The sequence below is a fragment of the Coriobacteriia bacterium genome (assembly GCA_018368455.1).
In the GTDB taxonomy this organism is placed as follows: domain Bacteria; phylum Actinomycetota; class Coriobacteriia; order Coriobacteriales; family UMGS124; genus JAGZEG01.
In genome coordinates this window covers 22,993-39,202 of sequence record JAGZEG010000022.1, presented here as the reverse complement: position 1 = coordinate 39,202, position 16,210 = coordinate 22,993, and the positions used below count along the sequence as shown (strand labels likewise).

The 16,210-nt window shown below is 66.6% G+C and carries 14 protein-coding genes; 9 read left to right on the top strand and 5 right to left on the bottom strand.

Annotated elements, in window-relative coordinates:
- Both KHZ24_11155 and KHZ24_11150 read right to left on the bottom strand, forming a co-directional pair.
- Nucleotides 1-342: FMN-binding protein (locus KHZ24_11155; protein MBS5451743.1), on the bottom strand; the 342-nt coding region annotated here is incomplete at its 3' end.
- A gap of 365 nt (nucleotides 343-707) precedes the next feature.
- Nucleotides 708-1,253, bottom strand: a complete 546-nt coding sequence (locus KHZ24_11150) for an FMN-binding protein (protein ID MBS5451742.1) — start codon at nucleotides 1,251-1,253, stop codon at nucleotides 708-710.
- A 648-nt stretch (nucleotides 1,254-1,901) separates the two neighbouring features.
- Here KHZ24_11150 and rpsA point away from each other — a divergent pair.
- The 7 genes from rpsA to KHZ24_11115 all read left to right on the top strand — a co-directional run bounded on the left by rpsA (nucleotide 1,902) and on the right by KHZ24_11115 (nucleotide 10,241).
- Nucleotides 1,902-3,119 carry a 30S ribosomal protein S1 gene (gene rpsA / locus KHZ24_11145; GenBank protein MBS5451741.1) on the top strand — a complete coding sequence of 406 codons (1,218 nt, stop codon included), beginning with the start codon at nucleotides 1,902-1,904 and terminating at the stop codon, nucleotides 3,117-3,119.
- A gap of 168 nt (nucleotides 3,120-3,287) precedes the next feature.
- Entirely contained in the window at nucleotides 3,288-4,130 is an 843-nt protein-coding gene (locus KHZ24_11140; GenBank protein MBS5451740.1) for an RNA methyltransferase, read from the top strand.
- Between the two features lie 505 nt (nucleotides 4,131-4,635).
- The gene (locus KHZ24_11135; protein ID MBS5451739.1) at nucleotides 4,636-5,772 is read left to right on the top strand and encodes a PhnD/SsuA/transferrin family substrate-binding protein; all 1,137 of its coding nucleotides are present in this window, start codon (nucleotides 4,636-4,638) and stop codon (nucleotides 5,770-5,772) included.
- A gap of 114 nt (nucleotides 5,773-5,886) precedes the next feature.
- On the top strand, nucleotides 5,887-6,726 hold the full coding sequence (gene phnC, locus KHZ24_11130) for a phosphonate ABC transporter ATP-binding protein (GenBank protein ID MBS5451738.1): 840 nt from the start codon (nucleotides 5,887-5,889) through the stop codon (nucleotides 6,724-6,726).
- A complete protein-coding gene (gene phnE / locus KHZ24_11125) occupies nucleotides 6,723-7,580 on the top strand; it encodes a phosphonate ABC transporter, permease protein PhnE (protein MBS5451737.1) in 858 nt (285 codons plus the stop codon). The genes phnC and phnE (KHZ24_11125) overlap by 4 nt, the downstream gene beginning before the upstream one ends.
- 24 nt (nucleotides 7,581-7,604) lie before the next feature.
- On the top strand, nucleotides 7,605-8,474 hold the full coding sequence (gene phnE / locus KHZ24_11120) for a phosphonate ABC transporter, permease protein PhnE (protein ID MBS5451736.1): 870 nt from the start codon (nucleotides 7,605-7,607) through the stop codon (nucleotides 8,472-8,474).
- 195 nt (nucleotides 8,475-8,669) lie between these two features.
- On the top strand, nucleotides 8,670-10,241 hold the full coding sequence (locus tag KHZ24_11115) for a bifunctional metallophosphatase/5'-nucleotidase (protein MBS5451735.1): 1,572 nt from the start codon (nucleotides 8,670-8,672) through the stop codon (nucleotides 10,239-10,241).
- Between the two features lie 348 nt (nucleotides 10,242-10,589).
- Here the strand turns inward: KHZ24_11115 and KHZ24_11110 are convergent, their stop codons facing one another.
- Genes KHZ24_11110 through pxpB form a run of 3 tightly spaced genes read right to left on the bottom strand, consistent with a single transcriptional unit; the run spans nucleotide 10,590 to nucleotide 13,337 of the window.
- Nucleotides 10,590-11,360, bottom strand: coding sequence for a LamB/YcsF family protein (locus KHZ24_11110; protein MBS5451734.1), 771 nt, complete (start codon nucleotides 11,358-11,360; stop codon nucleotides 10,590-10,592).
- Entirely contained in the window at nucleotides 11,360-12,361 is a 1,002-nt protein-coding gene (locus KHZ24_11105; GenBank protein MBS5451733.1) for a biotin-dependent carboxyltransferase family protein, read from the bottom strand. Before KHZ24_11105 ends, KHZ24_11110 begins: the two co-directional genes overlap by 1 nt.
- A gap of 1 nt (nucleotide 12,362) precedes the next feature.
- The gene (gene pxpB, locus KHZ24_11100) at nucleotides 12,363-13,337 is read right to left on the bottom strand and encodes a 5-oxoprolinase subunit PxpB (GenBank protein MBS5451732.1); all 975 of its coding nucleotides are present in this window, start codon (nucleotides 13,335-13,337) and stop codon (nucleotides 12,363-12,365) included.
- A gap of 118 nt (nucleotides 13,338-13,455) precedes the next feature.
- Between pxpB and mobB the strand changes: the two genes are divergently transcribed.
- Nucleotides 13,456-14,856 carry a molybdopterin-guanine dinucleotide biosynthesis protein B gene (mobB, locus tag KHZ24_11095; GenBank protein ID MBS5451731.1) on the top strand — a complete coding sequence of 467 codons (1,401 nt, stop codon included), beginning with the start codon at nucleotides 13,456-13,458 and terminating at the stop codon, nucleotides 14,854-14,856.
- A gap of 50 nt (nucleotides 14,857-14,906) precedes the next feature.
- Nucleotides 14,907-16,166 carry a molybdopterin molybdotransferase MoeA gene (locus KHZ24_11090; protein ID MBS5451730.1) on the top strand — a complete coding sequence of 420 codons (1,260 nt, stop codon included), beginning with the start codon at nucleotides 14,907-14,909 and terminating at the stop codon, nucleotides 16,164-16,166.
- The last annotated feature ends 44 nt before the right edge of the window (nucleotides 16,167-16,210 follow it).

Sequence of the window (16,210 nt, the reverse complement as noted above, 5' to 3'; positions counted from 1 at the left end):
GGTCACCGTGGCGCCGGAGATGGCGTCGACGCCCTCCACGCCGTTGGCCTCGACGATCTTGGCCGGGAGCTGCTCGATGGCCTTGGTGCCGATGCCCTGGGTCTCGGAGTTCTCGCCGACCTCGACAGCGGTGATCTTGCCACCCTCGACGGTGACCGTCACGGGCACGTTGCCGCCGATGCCCTTGCCGGTGCCCTCGTAGGTGCCGTCCGCGGCAGCGGAGGCAGCCTCGGAGGCCGTGGCGGAGGTGGCGGGAGCGTTGACGAGGGCAACGCCGCCCAGGCCCAGGCCAGCGACGAGCACGGCGGACATGGCGACGTTGCGGAACATGGTGCGATCCATTGGGATCTCCTTTGCGACGAGGGGGAGGGGTGCGCCTGGGGAGGACGCTTCGAATCCATTTCCCACCACGAATATGACGGAGTAGTTTTACCTCACGCCATGCTCCGCCGGGCGCAGCATTTTCACGATAGACATATTCCTCCACGACGTTATCATCATGCTATGCAAAATAACGCATAAAGTCGCCTCTTAGAGCCTTGTATATACAATGTCACTTCAGTTTTCCTTCAGGCTGCGAGGCGCTGTGCATCAGCCCTGGCCCGTCGTGGCGGAAGGGGCTATCCCATGAAAAAGCCCGCCCCTCCCGAAAGGGAAGGACGGGCTGGCTAAACCGAGACGAGTCTAGTGTTCTCGGTGCCGGGGAGTTACTTGGACTCCTTGGCAGACGCGGCCTTGGCGGCCTTGTCAGCTGTTGCGGAGGCAGCCTTGTCCTTGCTGGAAGACGCAGCGGCAGCCTTGCCACCCTTTGCGGACTCGAGCGCCTGATCCGTGGCAGCGAAGATGGCCTTCGACGTCACGGACGCGCCGGAGATGGCGTCGACGCCCTCCGTGCCATTGGCCTCGACGATCTTGGCCGGCAGCTGCTCGAGCGCCTTGGAGCCGATGCCCTCTGTCTCCTGGCCGTCAGCCTTGACATCGGCGATCTTACCGTCCTTGACCGTGACGGTCACCTTGACCGTGGACTCCATGCCCTTGGCCTCGCCGGTGTACTCGCCGTCCTTCATGGCAGCGGCCTTCGTGTCGGCCTTTGCAGAGGTGGCCTCTGCCTTGGCGGACGTCGTTGCAGCGGCGTCGGCCTTTGCGCTCTCGGCGGCGTAGGCGGACGTGGCCGCCATGCTGGCGGCGCCCAGGCCCAGGCCGGCGACGAGAACGGCGGAAACAGCGGCGTTGCGAACCATAGTGCGATCCATGATGAACTCCCTTTTGTTTGATAGGCGTGCGGTGCGGGCCGCTCGGGGGCGTGCTCTGCGTCGTGTGCCTGGTTTCGTGGAACGAGCCTCACTGTAGCCCTTGGATTTGGACTCGCGCTGCCGTTTGCGGCATCGCCACAGACTCGTGACGTTCTCATCACCACAGCGTCATAGAGTTGAAAGTCACTTAAAAAATAGTTTTGCGGAACTAATTTAACTGATAAGTACATTGTACTTACAGGCATACATTGAGAGGAAGGGACGCATTCTCTGAAAGACTGATTGACAAGCTGGCGCGCAGGCGGGATGGCCGAACACCGTGCCCGCACGACGACTCGGGTTTCTCTCCGGAGTCCCGCGGTGTTCATGCGCTCGCAACATGTGCGAAGATACCGTGGAGCTGGGTAATTGAACCTGGCGATTTGCTGTGATAGCCTCAGCTCACAGGTGACAAAGCCCCTCTTTTCATTGTATTGTGGCCGGGCATGCGCATGGGGCGCGTGCCTAGTGGATATTGGCCCCCGAGACTTGGTTTTCCTCGCGTCGGCCTGTCGGCGAGCGCCCGGCACATCGGGTAGCGCACGGCGAGCAGGCGCACGGCGATGATCATGACGATCGGGGCCCCGGTTGTGTGAAAGGGGTCCACCCTTGAGTGAGCTTAAGAACCCTTCCGTCTTCTCGCTGGACGAGATCGACGATAAGGAGATGAACGGCCTCGTCGATAACACGATCATCGACTTTGACGAGGGCGACATCGTGAAGGGCACGATCGTGAAGATCGGCCATGACGAGGTCCTGCTTGACATCGGCTACAAGTCCGAGGGCGTCATCCCTGTGCGCGAGCTGTCCATCCGCAAGGACGCCGACCCCAACGACATCGTCTCGCTGGGCGACCCGGTCGAGGCCCTCGTTCTCCAGAAGGAGGACAAGGACGGCCGCCTCATCCTTTCCAAGAAGCGCGCCGAGTACGAGCGTGCCTGGAACCGCATCGAGGAGAAGTTCAACGCTGGCGAGAACGTCGAGGGCGAGGTTATTGAGGTTGTCAAGGGCGGCCTGATCCTCGACATCGGCCTGCGCGGCTTCCTGCCTGCCTCCCTCGTTGACCTCCGTCGCGTCAAGGACCTCAACGCCTACATGGGCACGCGCATCGAGGCCCGCGTCATCGAGATGGATCGCAATCGCAACAACGTCGTTCTCTCCCGTCGCGTGGTCCTCGAGGAGGCCCGCAAGGAGGAGCGCGCCGAGATCCTGTCCAAGCTCAAGCCGGGCATGCGTCTCAAGGGCACCGTCTCTTCGATCGTCGACTTCGGCGCCTTCGTGGACCTGGGCGGCATCGACGGCCTCGTGCACATCTCCGAGCTGTCCTGGAACCACGTCAACCACCCCTCCGAGGTCGTCAAGGTCGGCCAGGAGGTCGAGGTCGAGGTGCTCGACGTCGATATGAACCGCGAGCGCATCTCGCTGGGTCTCAAGCAGACGACCGAGGATCCGTGGCGTTCGCTCGTCAAGAAGTACCCGGTCGGCGCCATCGTCGAGGGCAAGGTCACGAAGCTCGTTCCGTTCGGCGCCTTCGTGGAGCTGGGCGACGGCATCGAGGGCCTCGTGCACATCTCCGAGATGGCCAAGCAGCATGTCGACCAGCCGAGCCAGGTCACGCACGTCGGCGAGACTGTGCACGTCAAGGTCATGGAGATCGACCTCGACCGTCGTCGCGTCTCCCTGTCGATGAAGGCCGCTGCCGAGACGCTCGGCTTCGAGGTCGAGGTCACGCCGCTCGAGCCGAAGCCCGAGGACAAGGCTGCTGAGACCCCCAAGGCCGAGGCTGCCGAGGAGCCCGCGGCTGAGACCGAGGCTGCTGCCGAGTAAGTTCGGCATGCGCATCACATGCGAGAGGGCAACGCTGACGTAATTCACGGCAGCCCTTCCGCTGAGAGGCATCATAGGGGGCGGGTCATCCACGCGATGACCCGCCCCTTTTACTGCCAGGCGCGCGAGATGGCCTGATGAGGGCATTTTGCGGGAAAGGGACGATCCATGAGTACGCATGCCATCGAGAGCCTGGACGACGAGCGGCTTGACGCATACGCCCGCCTGACTGAGGCTCAGCTGCGCAACAAGCTTGAGCCGGAGAAGGGCATATTCATCGCCGAGTCGTTCAAGGTTATCGACCGCGCGCTGGAGGCCGGATACGAGCCGGTGTCGCTTCTCGTAACGCCGCGCTGGCTCAAGGAGGCGGAAGAGTGCGCCGTCGTTGCCGAGGGCAATTTCGGCGCGGAGGTTCCCGTTTTCGTGGCGCCGATGGAGGTGCTGCGCGACCTCACGGGATTCAACCTGACGCGTGGCGCCCTGGCCGCGATGCGGAGGCCACCCTACCCTCCGCTCAAGCAGGTGCTCTCGGGGGCTCGGCGCATCGCGGTTCTCGACGGCATCGTCGACCACACAAACGTCGGCGCCATATTCCGCTCGGCGGCAGCGCTCGACGTCGACGCGGTACTGACGACGCCGACGTGCTGCGATCCGCTCTATCGTCGTGCCGCCCGCGTCTCCATGGGCACGGTGTTCCAGGTGCCCTGGACACGTATCGGGCAGAGTGTCGCCGACTGGCCGGGACCTGGCATAGAGCTGTTGCACGAGGCTGGCTTCACGGTGGCAGCGTTTGCGCTCAAGGACGACTCGCTAAGCCTCGCTGACCCGCGCCTGCACGACTACGATAAGCTCGCCATGGTGTTCGGCACGGAGGGCGACGGCCTGTCACGCGAGGCCATCGAGGGCTGCGACATCACCGTGAAGATCCCGATGAGCCACGGTGTTGACTCTCTCAACGTGGCAGCGGCGTCGGCGGTGGCGTTCTGGGAACTTTGTAAGCATTCGTGCTAAGTGACGGCCGGGGCTGTGGCACCCCATCTGCCGCGTTCCCCGGCGACTCACGTATGCGCAATACGCCTCGTCGCCGGGCGCCTCGCATATGGGGCACCACAGACCCGGCTAACGAAGTCGTGTTGGGTGACGGCCGGGGACCACAGTGGCGCATCTGCTGCGTTTCCCAGGGGCTCACGTATTCCAATACGCTTCGCCGCTGGGCGCCTTGCATCTGCACCACTGTGGCCCTGGCTAACGGTGTCGGGGATGGCTTGCTGCCGCACGCTCTTCGGGGATGGCCCGAGGCGCTTCGCTGTCGGGCGATTCGGTGCTTTGCCGTCGCTCTCTCAGTGTAAGCGCTGTGTAACGTTTGGTGCGCTTGCGCATTAGCGTTTGCCGTCTGCCCTGTGTTGCTTCGTTGCGCTGGACAAACTTCCTGCTTCAGGCGTTAGAATGAGGTTCCGACGGGCTCAATTGACCCGCTGTATTCCCGAGCGTCGTTTAACGAGAAGGGAACCACGTCATGCAGGATAGTGTCGCCTCTGGTATCTCCCGCCGTTCGTTCATCGCCTCCGCCGTCGCGGCGGTCGCGGGCCTGGGCCTCGTGGGCCTGAGCGCCAACGGCACGATGGCCCTTGCTGAGAACAAGGCTGTCGACAAGCTGACCATCGCCTTCGTCCCCTCGCGCGAGCCGCAGGATATCATCACGGCTACCGACCCGCTGAAGGAGCTCCTCAAGAAGGAGCTGGCCAACGTTGGCTATGACGTCAACACCGTCGACATCTCGGTCGGCACCTCCTACGAGGCCGTGGGCGAGGCCCTGTCCGCCGGCACGACCGACCTGGGCTTCATCCCCGGCGGCACGTACGTGCTCTACGACGACGGCTGCGACCCGCTGCTGACCGCCACGCGCGACGGCCTGTCCATCGACTCGGACAAGGCGAAGGACTGGAACGACAACAAGCCCACGAAGCCCGTCGAGCAGCAGGTCACGAGCTACCGCGCCCTCATCATCGCCGGCCCGTCGGCCAAGGGCAAGGAACTCGTCGACAAGATCCAGTCCGGCTCCGACCTCAGCTGGGATGACATCGCGGGCGCCAACTGGGCCGTTATGGGCTCCTCCAGCCCCGCCGGCTACATCTACCCGAGCCTGTGGCTCAAGAAGACGTACGACAAGATGATCACCGACCTGCCCCACGCCGTGCAGTGCGACTCTTACGGCAGCGCGTTCGCCCGCCTCGCCTCCGGCCAGGTCGACGTCCTGTGCACGTATGCCGACGCCCGCCGCGACTATGAGTCCAAGTGGAACGACGAGTACGCGATGAGCGGCTCCATCTGGGACGACACCGGTGTCATCGGCGTGACGCCCGCCATCTATAACGACACGATCAGCGCCTCCAAGACCTCCAAGACGCTCGATGATGACTTCAAGAAGGCCATCCAGCAGGCCTTCATCAACATCGGCAACACCGAGGAGGGCAAGCAGATCATCTCGATCTATGGCCACAACGGCTACGTCGAGGCTCACGCCGAGGATTACGACTTCGAGCGCGAGGCCCAGCAGATGCTGAAGGACATGAGCTCCATCGACAACCTGCAGGACAAGGGCGCCCTTGACGCCAGCGCCTCTGCGGCCGCCGACTCCGCCAAGAACGAGTAGGCTTACCCTACCCGACATTTCGCACGGCAACGGCGCGCCCGAGATAGGAAGCACGGCTTTCTCGGGCGCGCCTTCTTGTACAGACTCACATCCCGATGACGCGAGAGAGCCAAGATGATTGAGTTCAAGGACGTGTGCAAGCGCTATCCCAACGGGTACATGGCGCTGAAAGATATCAACCTGACGATCAATGACGGCGAGTTTGTGGCCATCATCGGCTTGTCGGGCGCTGGCAAGTCCACGCTGATCCGCACCATCAACCGCATGCACGACATCACGAGCGGCACGTTGACGGTCGACGGCACGGACGTGCAGAAGCTGCGCGGCAAAGAGCTGCGTCGCTTCCGCCGAGGCATCGGCATGATCTTCCAGTCGTTCAACCTCATCACGCGCACGACGGTCATGAAGAACGTCCTGACGGCCTTCGTGCCCGACCTGCCGTGGTTTCGCTCGACGTTCGGCATCTTCACGAAGGACGAGAAGATGCGCGCGCTGCAGGCGCTCGACACGATGGGCATTCTCGACAAGGCCTACGTGCGCGCCGACCAGCTCTCGGGCGGCCAGCAGCAGCGCGTGGCCCTGGCTCGCACGCTGACGCAGGACCCCAAGATCATCTTGGCTGACGAGCCGGTTGCCTCGCTCGACCCCGTCACGGCCAAGCAGGTCATGGACGACTTCAAGCGCATCAACCGCGAGACGGGCATGACGGTGCTCATCAACATCCACCACGTCGACCTGGCGCTGCGCTACTGCACGCGCGTTGTGGGCATCCGTGCGGGCGAGATCGTCTACGACGGCCCGACGGAGCAGGTGACGCAGGAGGTGCTCGACGCCATCTACATGGGCGGCAAGGACGACGAGAACCCCGCTGACCTGTCCGAGGTCCTGCCGGCCGACGCCATGGCACAGGTCGGTGCACACGAGGCCGCCGCGGCGAAGGCGGTGGAGGCATGAGCAAGGACGTCGCGGCCGTCGGGGGGCGCGTTCCCCTCTACGACCGCATATTCAAGCCGAAGGTGACGACGCTGCCCAACGGCAAGACCGTCTCCAAGCCACGTACGCGCGCCCCGTTTGTCATTGCGTTCCTCGTCATCATGTGGGTCATCTCTGTGAGGGTGACTGGCTTTGACATGGCGATACTGACCGAGCGCATCGGCCAGTTCTTCACGATCCTTGGGCAGATGTTCATGCCGCCTAACTGGTCGTACATGCCTGCCGTGTGGGAGCCGCTGTTTGACACGATCAAGATGTCGCTGCTCGGCTCCGTCGTCGGCGGCCTGGCCGCCATTCCGTTTGCCATGCTCGCCGCCGCAAACATCGTGCGCAACCGCGTCGTCGTGACGATCGTGCGCCTGTTCCTCTCCATCGTGCGCACGGTCCCGACGCTCGTGTCGGCGCTCATCGCGACGTACATCTTCGGCCTGGGCACGCTCGCGGGCACGACGGCCATCGCCATCTTCACGTTCTCCTACGTGGGCAAGCTGCTGTACGAGAACATCGAGACGGCGGACATGGGCCCGTTCGAGGCCATGGAGGCCATGGGCGCGACGCGTATCCAGGCGTTCATGCGCGCCATCGTCCCGCAGGTCATGCCGATCTACCTCTCGAACTGCATGTTCTGCTTCGAGGGTAACGTGCGCTACGCTGCCATCCTCGGCTACGTCGGCGCCGGCGGTCTCGGCCTCATCCTGAACGAGAAGATCGGCTGGCGCGAGTACGACAGCGTGGGCATGGTGCTCATCGCCCTGTTCGTGACCGTGTTCATCATCGAATATACGAGCCGCGCCATTCGCCGGCGCCTGAGCTAGGGGAGGCACGCTGTGACTGATACCATGACTGCCCCCCTGAGCGGGGCTCCCATTGCGGGCGGCGCGCCCGACCCCAAGCCCACGCGCAACCGCATCCTCGAGGCGTACGAGTCGCGCCCGAAGCGCTGGGTGTTCGAGCTGATCGTCGCCCTCGTCGTTGTGGGCCTGCTCATCTGGAGCGGCAGCGCCGTCGAGACGAGCGGCACGACGCAGAGCGGCGCCGTCATCGCCATGCGCATCCTGACGGGCATCGTCCAGCCGGATACGAGCCTGCTGTTCAACCTGACGACGACGGGCGTGCCCTACCTGCTGCTCGAGACGATCTGCATCGCGTTCCTCGGCACGATCGTCGGCGCCATCATCTCCATCCCGCTGGCGTTCATCTCGTCGCGCAACCTGACGGGCCCCGTCGTCTCGTTCATCGGCCAGCTCGTCATCATGGCCATCCGCACGATCCCGGCCTTCGTCTATGGCCTCATGTTCGTGCGTGTCACCGGCCCGGGCGCGTTTGCCGGCCTCATGGCCATGGGCCTGTGCTCCGTGGGCATGGTGAGCAAGATGTACATCGAGGCCATCGAGGACCTCGACACGCGCGTGCTCGAGTCGCTGTCGGCGAACGGCTGCTCGACGTGGCAGAAGATCCGCTACGGCGTGCTGCCCCAGCTCATGCCGAACTTCGCGTCCATCGCGATCTACCGCTTTGACATGAACCTGCGCGACGCCACGATCCTCGGCCTCGTTGGCGCCGGCGGCATCGGTGCCCCGCTCATCTTCGCGATGAACAGCTATCGCTGGAACGAGGCGGGTGCCATCCTCGTCGGTCTTGTCGTGCTCGTGCTCATCGTTGAGTTCATCTCCACGAAGATCCGCACGAAGCTCGTGAAGGGCTGCTAGCGTTTGCGGCGTCGGGCCTGCGAAGACGTGGGCTCGACGCCGTTCGTGGTACATCATGAGGTATCGTCGGGGGCCGGCTCGCGCACGCGCTGCGCGTCACCGGCCTTCGCCTTGTATCTGCCGCACGTGAGTGACGGCGCCCTTTTACGCCCCCTGTCGGGCGAGGGACGGGCGCCTCGTTTCGAAGGGATTGCCATGAGCGCGGGACTCACCATTCTGTACGTGTCCGACACGCACGGCCGCGTGCTGCCGGTCGACTATGCGACGGGACAGGCGGCTCCCGGTGGCCTGCTCGGCTTTGCCGCTTGCGCTCGGGAGGCCCGCCGCACAGCCGAGGACGCCGACGTGCTCGTCATCGACGGCGGCGACTCGCTGCAGGGAACGCCGCTCATCCAGCGTTACCTCGCCGATCCCGAGCGCTGGGAAACGCACCCGGTCGCGGGCGCGTTCAACGAGGCGGGCGTTGACTTCTTCACGATGGGCAACCACGACTTCAACTTTGGCTACGAGCCCCTGGCGGCCTACCTGCGCGCCATGGAGGGGACGTGCGTGTGTGCCAACGTCGAGGACGAGCGCGGTGAGCTGCAGTTCGTGTCCCATGCTGTGCGTACGATGTCCAGTGGCCTGCGCGTTGGGGTGACGGGCGCTGTGACCGACTGGGTCAACGTGTGGGAGTCCTCCCACGGCGGGCCTGAGGGCGTGCGCGTGAGCGACCCGCTGCCGGCCCTGGCACGCGAGGCTCAGGCGCTGCGCGACGCCGGGTGCGACGTGCTTGTGTGCGTCTACCACGGCGGCTTCGAGGACGACCTGGCGAGTGGCGCCACGCTTGAGACGTCTGGCGAGAACGTGGGTTGCCGCATGGCGCGCGAGCTTGGGTTCGACCTCGTGCTGACGGCGCACCAGCACCGCGAGGTCGAGGGCGTGCGCATCGGTGACGCCTGGTGCGTCCAGCCGGGATGCAACGCGCGCAAGTACCTCGTGGTCGAGGGCTTGCGCGAGGGAGGGGACTGGTCGTTCGCCTCGCATTTTGAGGACATCCCCGCTGTCGAGGTGGACGCTTCGACGCACGGCGAGCTGCTGACGCTCGAGGGGGAGGTGCAACGCGCTCTCGACGAGCCGATCGGCGAGCTTGCGCACGATGTGCCCGCCTTTGGGATGCTCGAGAGCGCCCTGGGCGGCAACCCGCTAGCTGACCTCATCAACGCAGCGCAGCTCGAGGCCGCCCGTCGCGGGGTGGGAGACGTGCCGATGTTGTCGTGCACGGCGCTTGCCAACGCGCCGGTGGGCATGCCGGCGCACGTGACGATGCGCGACGTCGTGCGGTTGTATCAGTTCCAGAACTCGCTGTCCGTGCTCGAGGTGAGCGGCGACGACCTGCGCCAGGTGCTCGAGCGCTGCGCCGCCTACTTCGCGCTGGACGAGGTGGGGGAGTTCGCTATTGCGCGTGAGTTTATCGACCCGAAGGTGCAGCACTTCAACCACGACTACTATGCGGGGCTCGACGTGGGGATCGACGTCTCGCGTCCCGTGGGGCAGCGCGTCGTCTCGCTGCGCCTGACGGACGGGACGCCTATCGATCCTGAGGGGCGTTACCTCATGGCGATGAACGACTACCGTGCGACGGGAACGGGCGGCTACGACTGCCTGCGCAACGCGCGTACGGTGTGGACGGGCAGCGACTCGGTGCCCGACATCATCGCGAGCTACATAGAGGGTCACTCGCCGGTGACGCTCGACCCGCTGGGCCGCGTGGAGGTCATGCGGTAGATCGCGCCAGAGTAGCCTGGGCGAAACGCGGGGCCGTGCGGTTCGGACGGCCCTTCGCTGCGCGTGGGCGCCGGCTTTTCGGCCGAGAACCGAGCTCGTGTATGCCCGGGGTGGCCCGGACGCCAGCGCAGGAAACGCGGGCATCCGGGTCACCTGCGGTTTTGTCGCGAGGCGGCTACGCGCTCTCGGGTGGCCAGTTCACGGCGCGGCTTTCTGGCCAGAATGAGCGCCCGGCCGTGCAAAGAAAGGCTTACGGGGGCGGTGCACATCCTGTCTAGCCGGATTTCCCGGCAAGGACGGAGGTGCGCTGAGCGTTGCGAGGCTCACCGGCCTCCTCCTACGCAGGCGCTATCGGCGTGCTGCCAGCGTGATTCCCGCTGCCTGCAGGGCCTCGCGCACGCCGGACGCGAACGTCAGCGCCGTCGCCGAGTCTCCGTGGATGCACACTGTGTCGCAGCGCACGGGCACAACGGTCCCGTCGATGGCCTCGACCTCGTGCCGCTCGACGGCGCGGATGACGCGGGCGGCTGCGAGCGCGGCGTCCGTCACCATGGCGCCGTCCTGCCCGCGCGGCACGAGCGTTCCGTCGCTCCGATAGCCGCGGTCGGCAAAGAACTCTTCTGCCACGTGCAGCCCGGCGGCCCTGCCGCGCTCGGCGGCGACGCTTCCTGCGAGCGTCACGAGCACGAGGCCCGGGTCGAGGTCGCGCACGGCGGTGGCGACGGCGTCTGCCAGCGAGGCGTCGCGAGCGCATGCGTTATAGAGGGCTCCGTGCGGCTTGACGTGGGCGAGGCAGACGTCCTGGGCATGGCACATGCCCTGCAAGGCGGCCACCTGGTACTGAACGAATGCGTAGACTTCGCGCGGGGAGAGCGCCAGAGCGCGACGGCCGAAGCCCTGCAGGTCGGGATAGCCGGGATGGGCTCCGACGCTCACCCCGTGTTGTCGGGCGAGCTCGATGGTCGCGCGCATCGTCATCGGGTCGCCGGCATGCATGCCGCAGGCGACGTTGACGCTCGTGACGAGCGGGAGCACCTCCTCGTCGCGCCCCATGCTCCAGGCGCCGAAGCTCTCGCCGAGATCGCAGTTCAGGTCGACGCTGCGGGTGTTGCCGCTCATTACGCACGCTCCTTCCGGGGATGTTCGCGTTCGGCCTCGCGCTCGATCGCGCTACGCAGGCCGTGCAGGTAGGCGGCATCGTCGCGCAGGAGCTGTTGTGCCAGCGTGACGTCTATGCGCTCAAAGCGCAGAGCCCGACCCGGCGTGCACTGCACGAGGCGGGGGATGTCGCACAGAGCGACGGTGCCGATCTTCGCATAGCCGCCCGTCGTCTGGTGGTCGGCGAGCATGACGATGGGCTCGCCGTCGGGCGGCACCTGGATCGTCCCGAGCGCGACGCCCTCGCTGACGATGCCGCCCTCTCGCGCCAGGCGTACGCGCGGCCCGGACAGGCGATATCCCATGCGGTCGCTGCGCCCCGTGACCTCGAACGGTTTCTCCCAGAACGAGGCGAGCCCCTCGGAGGTGAACGCGCTCGTGTCCTGTGCGGGTACGACGCGCACCCATGTTGTCGGGGCGTCCCAGCCATAGAACGCGTCCTCGGCGAACACGGCGCGCGCTCCCATGGCGGGCAGGGCCTTAGCGGGGGCCTCTGTGGCGAGCGGCACGACGTCGCCGGCCTGCAGCCGCCTGCCGTCAAGGCCGCCCAGCCCGTAGCGCACGCTCGTCGCACGGCTCCCCATGGCGGGGGCCGTCCCGATACCGCCGCCTGCCACGGCGAGATAGCCGAACTGGCCGCGTCGCGCCGGTCCCACGCGCAGCGTCGCGCCGGCGTTCACGCTGAGCGCGCAGTTGGAGGCGACGGCGCTCCCGTCGAGTGTGGTCCGGACGTCCGCGCCGGTCAGCGCGATGACGGCGGGCTCGTCGAAGCGCAGCTCGGGCCCGGCGAGCGTGAACTCGAGCACGGCGGCGTCGCGGTCGTTGCCCACGAGCACGTTGCCCAGCGCAGCGGCGCGCCAGTCCATGACGCCGGCGGGGGAGAAGCCGCGATCCTGGTAGCCGATGCGGCCTCGGTCCTGGACGGTCGTGCTCGGGCCGGGAGTGATGACGTGCAGCGCCATGTCAGCGCCTCCCCTCGGAGTCGGGTATGTGGGCGAGCGGCGCATCGGTGCCGGTGCAGGCCCGCGTCTCGGGGGCCTTCTCGCACACACCTGCCGGAAGAGCCTCGCTGCAGCGCTCGCGTACCGTCAGTACATCTTCCCCGCAGGCGACGCGCTGCACCATGGCGTCGTACGTCGCACGGTTCACCTCGTAGAAGCGCAGCTCGTCGCCGGGGGCGTACGGGATCGGCTCGGCCTGCTCGGGACGGTAGAGCCGTGCGGGCGTGCGACCGATGATGCGCCAGCCTCCGGGGGAGGCGAGGGGGTAGAGGCCGGCCTGCGCGCCCCCGACGCCGACAGCACCTGCGTCGACGCGCGTGCGCGGCACGGCGAGGCGCGGCGTCTCCAGGCGCGGGTCCAACCCGGTGAGATAGGCAAAGCCGGGCAGAAAGCCCAGCATGCAGACCTGGTAGCGGCCTGCGGTGTGCAGGCGGACGACGTCGGCGGGTGCCAGGCCGGCATGGGCGGCGACGTCCTCGAGGTCGGGCCCGAGCTCCTGCCCGCCGTAGCACACGGGTATCTCGACGATGCGGCCGGGCGCGGCGTCCGTGGCGGACAGGTCGTGCAGACAGGCGCCTATCTGGGCACTGAGCTCGGAGTAGGAGAGGTCGAGCGGGTTGTAACACACCATGAGCGTGCAGTACGCGCCGATGATCTCCGTGACACCCGGGAGCTGCGCGGCGACGAGGCGTGTGTGTGCGGCTCGCACGAGGGCGATGAGCCGAGGGTCGATGGCGTCGCCGAAGCGCACGACGAGTGCGGCATCCCCCTCGGGAGCGATGCGGTAGAGCTGGGACACGGTGGGGCTCCTTGCGATACGTGAGCGGCCAAGATGCCGGAATGTCCCTATGGTAGCGCAAACGATTACCGCAGGTTTCGCGATGCCTCGGGCCCCGCACGCTCCCGACGCTCTACAATCAGGGAAAGGATGCGACATCTGCGGCGCCGCATCGGGCATGTTTGAGATACCCGGACAGGAGCTTTCGCGCTGGCGACGGCCTCTGCGGCGGCGTCTTGGACGTGGATATTTGGACAACGAGTAACGGAGGGCGCACGTGTACACGCTGTTTCTGACGGGCGGCATCGGGTCGGGGAAGTCGGTGGCTGCAGCCCATCTGGCCGGGCGCGGCGCCCGCGTCATCGACCTCGACGAGGTTGCTCACCGCGTTCTCGAGGAGGCCGACGTCAAGGCGGCGCTCGCCCAGCGCTTTGGCGAGGACGTGCTGCGTTGGCCGCTGTTCGACGACGACTGTGGCTTTCTATGCGGCGCCGATCCCCTTGTCGAGCAGGCGGAGGTCGACCGTGCCGAGCTTGCGCGACGTGCCTTTGCCGACGAGTCTTCCACGCGCGATCTCGACGCCATAACCCATCCGCGCATCCTCGCGCGTTTGGGGGACATGCTGGTGGGGCCGGGCTGCTGTGCGAAGGCGGGGGAGGACTTCGCACTGACCGTCGTGGAAGTCCCGCTCATCGAGGGTGCGGGCCGCGAGCTTGCCGACGAGGTCATGACGCTGAGCTGCCCGCTCGAGCTGCGCCGCCAGCGTGCTGTCGAACGCGGCATGGACGCGGACGACTTCGACCGACGCGCTGAGCGGCAGATCTCGGACGAGCGACGTGCCGAGCTCGCCGACACGATCATCGCCAACGACGGCACGCCCGAGCAGCTTGCCGCCGCCCTGGACGCCTGGTGGGACGAGCGGGCTGCTGGCGGTTGGCGCAGCCCGGCGACGGCCGACGCAGCAAGCGGTGCCAGCGTGCCCCCCGCCCCGCCTGCGGTGTCCGAGGCTCCTACGTCCTCGTGCCCCCTCGTTCCCGTCGTCCAGCCGGCCGGCCTCGCAAGCCCGGTTATCGCGTTCGTCGGCCGGCACAACTCCGGTAAGACGACGCTTGTCGAGAAGGTCATCGCCGGTCTCGTCGCCCGCGGGCACGACGTCGGCTCCGTTAAGCACCACGGCCATCGTGGCTTTTCGATCGACGTCGAGGGGAAGGACTCGTGGCGCCACCGCCAGGCCGGCGCCTCCGAGGTCGTTGTCGCCTCGCCCGATCAGCTTGCGCTCATGCGCAGCCTGACGCAGGAGCAGCCCATGGAGGAGGTCGTCGCCCTTATGGAGCCGCACGACGTCGTCGTTGTCGAGGGCTACCGGCACTCGACGATCCCGTGCGTCGAGGTCATGCGCGCCGCCAACGAGCGCGACGTCGCCTGCGCCCGGGCGTTCGTGGCCGCCGCCGGGGCGGGGGAGCCGTTCGCGTTCAGCCCCGAGCATGAGCATGACCTGGGCAAGGACGCCGACCGCCTGCCCAACGAGAACACGGTCGGTATCGCCACGGACATGCCCGACGTCAAGCGCGCCTGCGCCCTGGCAGGCCTGCGCGCCTTCGACGTCAACGACGCGCAGGCCGTCGTCGCCTTTATCGAACGCGACGTCATCGGCGCCGGGCCGCGTGCCGACGTATAATCGGCGGACGTGACCTGGCCGAGAACCCCTACGACGAAAGGACCCACCACATGAGCGGAGCGTCAACGGAGGAGCGCATCAGCGTCGAGGAAGCGCTCGCGCGCACGCTGGAGCGCGTAGCGCCGCTGGCTGAAGAGACGGTCGTGCTCGAGGAGAGCCTTGGCCGCGTGCTGGCGCGCGACGTCGCGAGCGACATTGACGTATCGCCGTTCGACAACTCCTCCATGGACGGCTTTGCCGTGCGCTGTGCCGACATCGCGGACGCCACGCCCGAGAGTCCCGTGCGCCTGACGGTCGTCGGCGGTATCGGTGCGGGCAACACGTTCGGTCGCACGCTCGAGCCCGGTCAGGCACTGCGCATCATGACGGGAGCACCCGTGCCCGCCGGCGCTGACGCCGTCGTGAAGTACGAGCTCGTGCAGGGCGACGGCTCGGACGGATCTGCGACGTTCTCGGCTCCGGCCACTCCGGGCGACAACGTCCGTCGCGCGGGCGAGGAGTTCCACGCGGGCGACGTCGTCATGCGCGCAGGTGAGACGATCAGCCCGTACGCCATGGGCATGCTCGCTTCGGCCGGCGCCCTTAAACTGCCGGTCTACCGCCGTCCCGTTGTCGGTGTGTTCTCCATCGGCTCCGAGCTTGTCGACGCGGGCGAGAAGCCGACGCCTGGCAAGATCCGCAACTCGAACACGGCGTGTCTCGTCGGACTTGTGCAGCAGGCCGGGGCCATCGCGCGCTCCTACCCGATCGTGCCCGACGATCGCGATGCCATCAAGGCTGCGCTGCGCCGCGCCCTGGACGAGTGCGACATGGTCGTGAGTGCCGGCGGCGCCAGCAAGGGCGACTTCGACTTCATCAACCCGGTCATCGACGAGATGGGCGAGGTCGCCTACGCCTACATCTCGCTGCGCCCCGGCAAGCGTCAGACGATGGGCGTCATCGACGGCAAGCCGGTCTTCGGCCTGTCCGGCAACCCGGCGGCGGCCTCCGTCGGCTTCGAGCTGCTCATCCGCCCCGCTCTGCGCCGCATGGCGGGCCATCCCGATGCCGGCCGCCCCACGGTCGTCGCCCGCCTGGCCGCCCCGCTGCGCAAGAAGGAGGACCGTCGCTTCTACAACCGCGGCGAGCTGTCGCGCGACGCCAGCGGCGAGTGGATTGTCACCGAGTACCGCTCACAGTCCTCGGCGCTGCTTGGCGGCCTGGCGCGGTGCAACTGCCTCATGGTCATCCCCGAGCAGTGCAAGGGCCTGTCTGCCGGAGACCCGGTGACGTGCCTGCGCATTGACATGCCGGAGGGCACGGCCATCTAAGCGATGCCGTGAGGTAGGCGGCATCGAATAGACCTCTCTGCTGA

What these genes read in the sequence shown, in the direction of transcription:
- KHZ24_11090 (MBS5451730.1), top strand. Translation starts at nt 14,907, where the DNA reads ATGAGCGGAGCGTCAACGGAGGAGCGCATCAGCGTCGAGGAAGCGCTC.
- phnE (MBS5451736.1), top strand. Translation starts at nt 7,605, where the DNA reads ATGACTGCCCCCCTGAGCGGGGCTCCCATTGCGGGCGGCGCGCCCGAC.
- KHZ24_11105 (MBS5451733.1), bottom strand. Translation starts at nt 12,361, where the DNA reads ATGGCGCTGCACGTCATCACTCCCGGCCCGAGCACGACCGTCCAGGAC.
- KHZ24_11115 (MBS5451735.1), top strand. Translation starts at nt 8,670, where the DNA reads ATGAGCGCGGGACTCACCATTCTGTACGTGTCCGACACGCACGGCCGC.
- KHZ24_11110 (MBS5451734.1), bottom strand. Translation starts at nt 11,360, where the DNA reads ATGAGCGGCAACACCCGCAGCGTCGACCTGAACTGCGATCTCGGCGAG.
- pxpB (MBS5451732.1), bottom strand. Translation starts at nt 13,337, where the DNA reads ATGTCGCATCCTTTCCCTGATTGTAGAGCGTCGGGAGCGTGCGGGGCC.
- phnE (MBS5451737.1), top strand. Translation starts at nt 6,723, where the DNA reads ATGAGCAAGGACGTCGCGGCCGTCGGGGGGCGCGTTCCCCTCTACGAC.
- phnC (MBS5451738.1), top strand. Translation starts at nt 5,887, where the DNA reads ATGATTGAGTTCAAGGACGTGTGCAAGCGCTATCCCAACGGGTACATG.
- KHZ24_11140 (MBS5451740.1), top strand. Translation starts at nt 3,288, where the DNA reads ATGAGTACGCATGCCATCGAGAGCCTGGACGACGAGCGGCTTGACGCA.
- KHZ24_11150 (MBS5451742.1), bottom strand. Translation starts at nt 1,253, where the DNA reads ATGGATCGCACTATGGTTCGCAACGCCGCTGTTTCCGCCGTTCTCGTC.
- KHZ24_11135 (MBS5451739.1), top strand. Translation starts at nt 4,636, where the DNA reads ATGCAGGATAGTGTCGCCTCTGGTATCTCCCGCCGTTCGTTCATCGCC.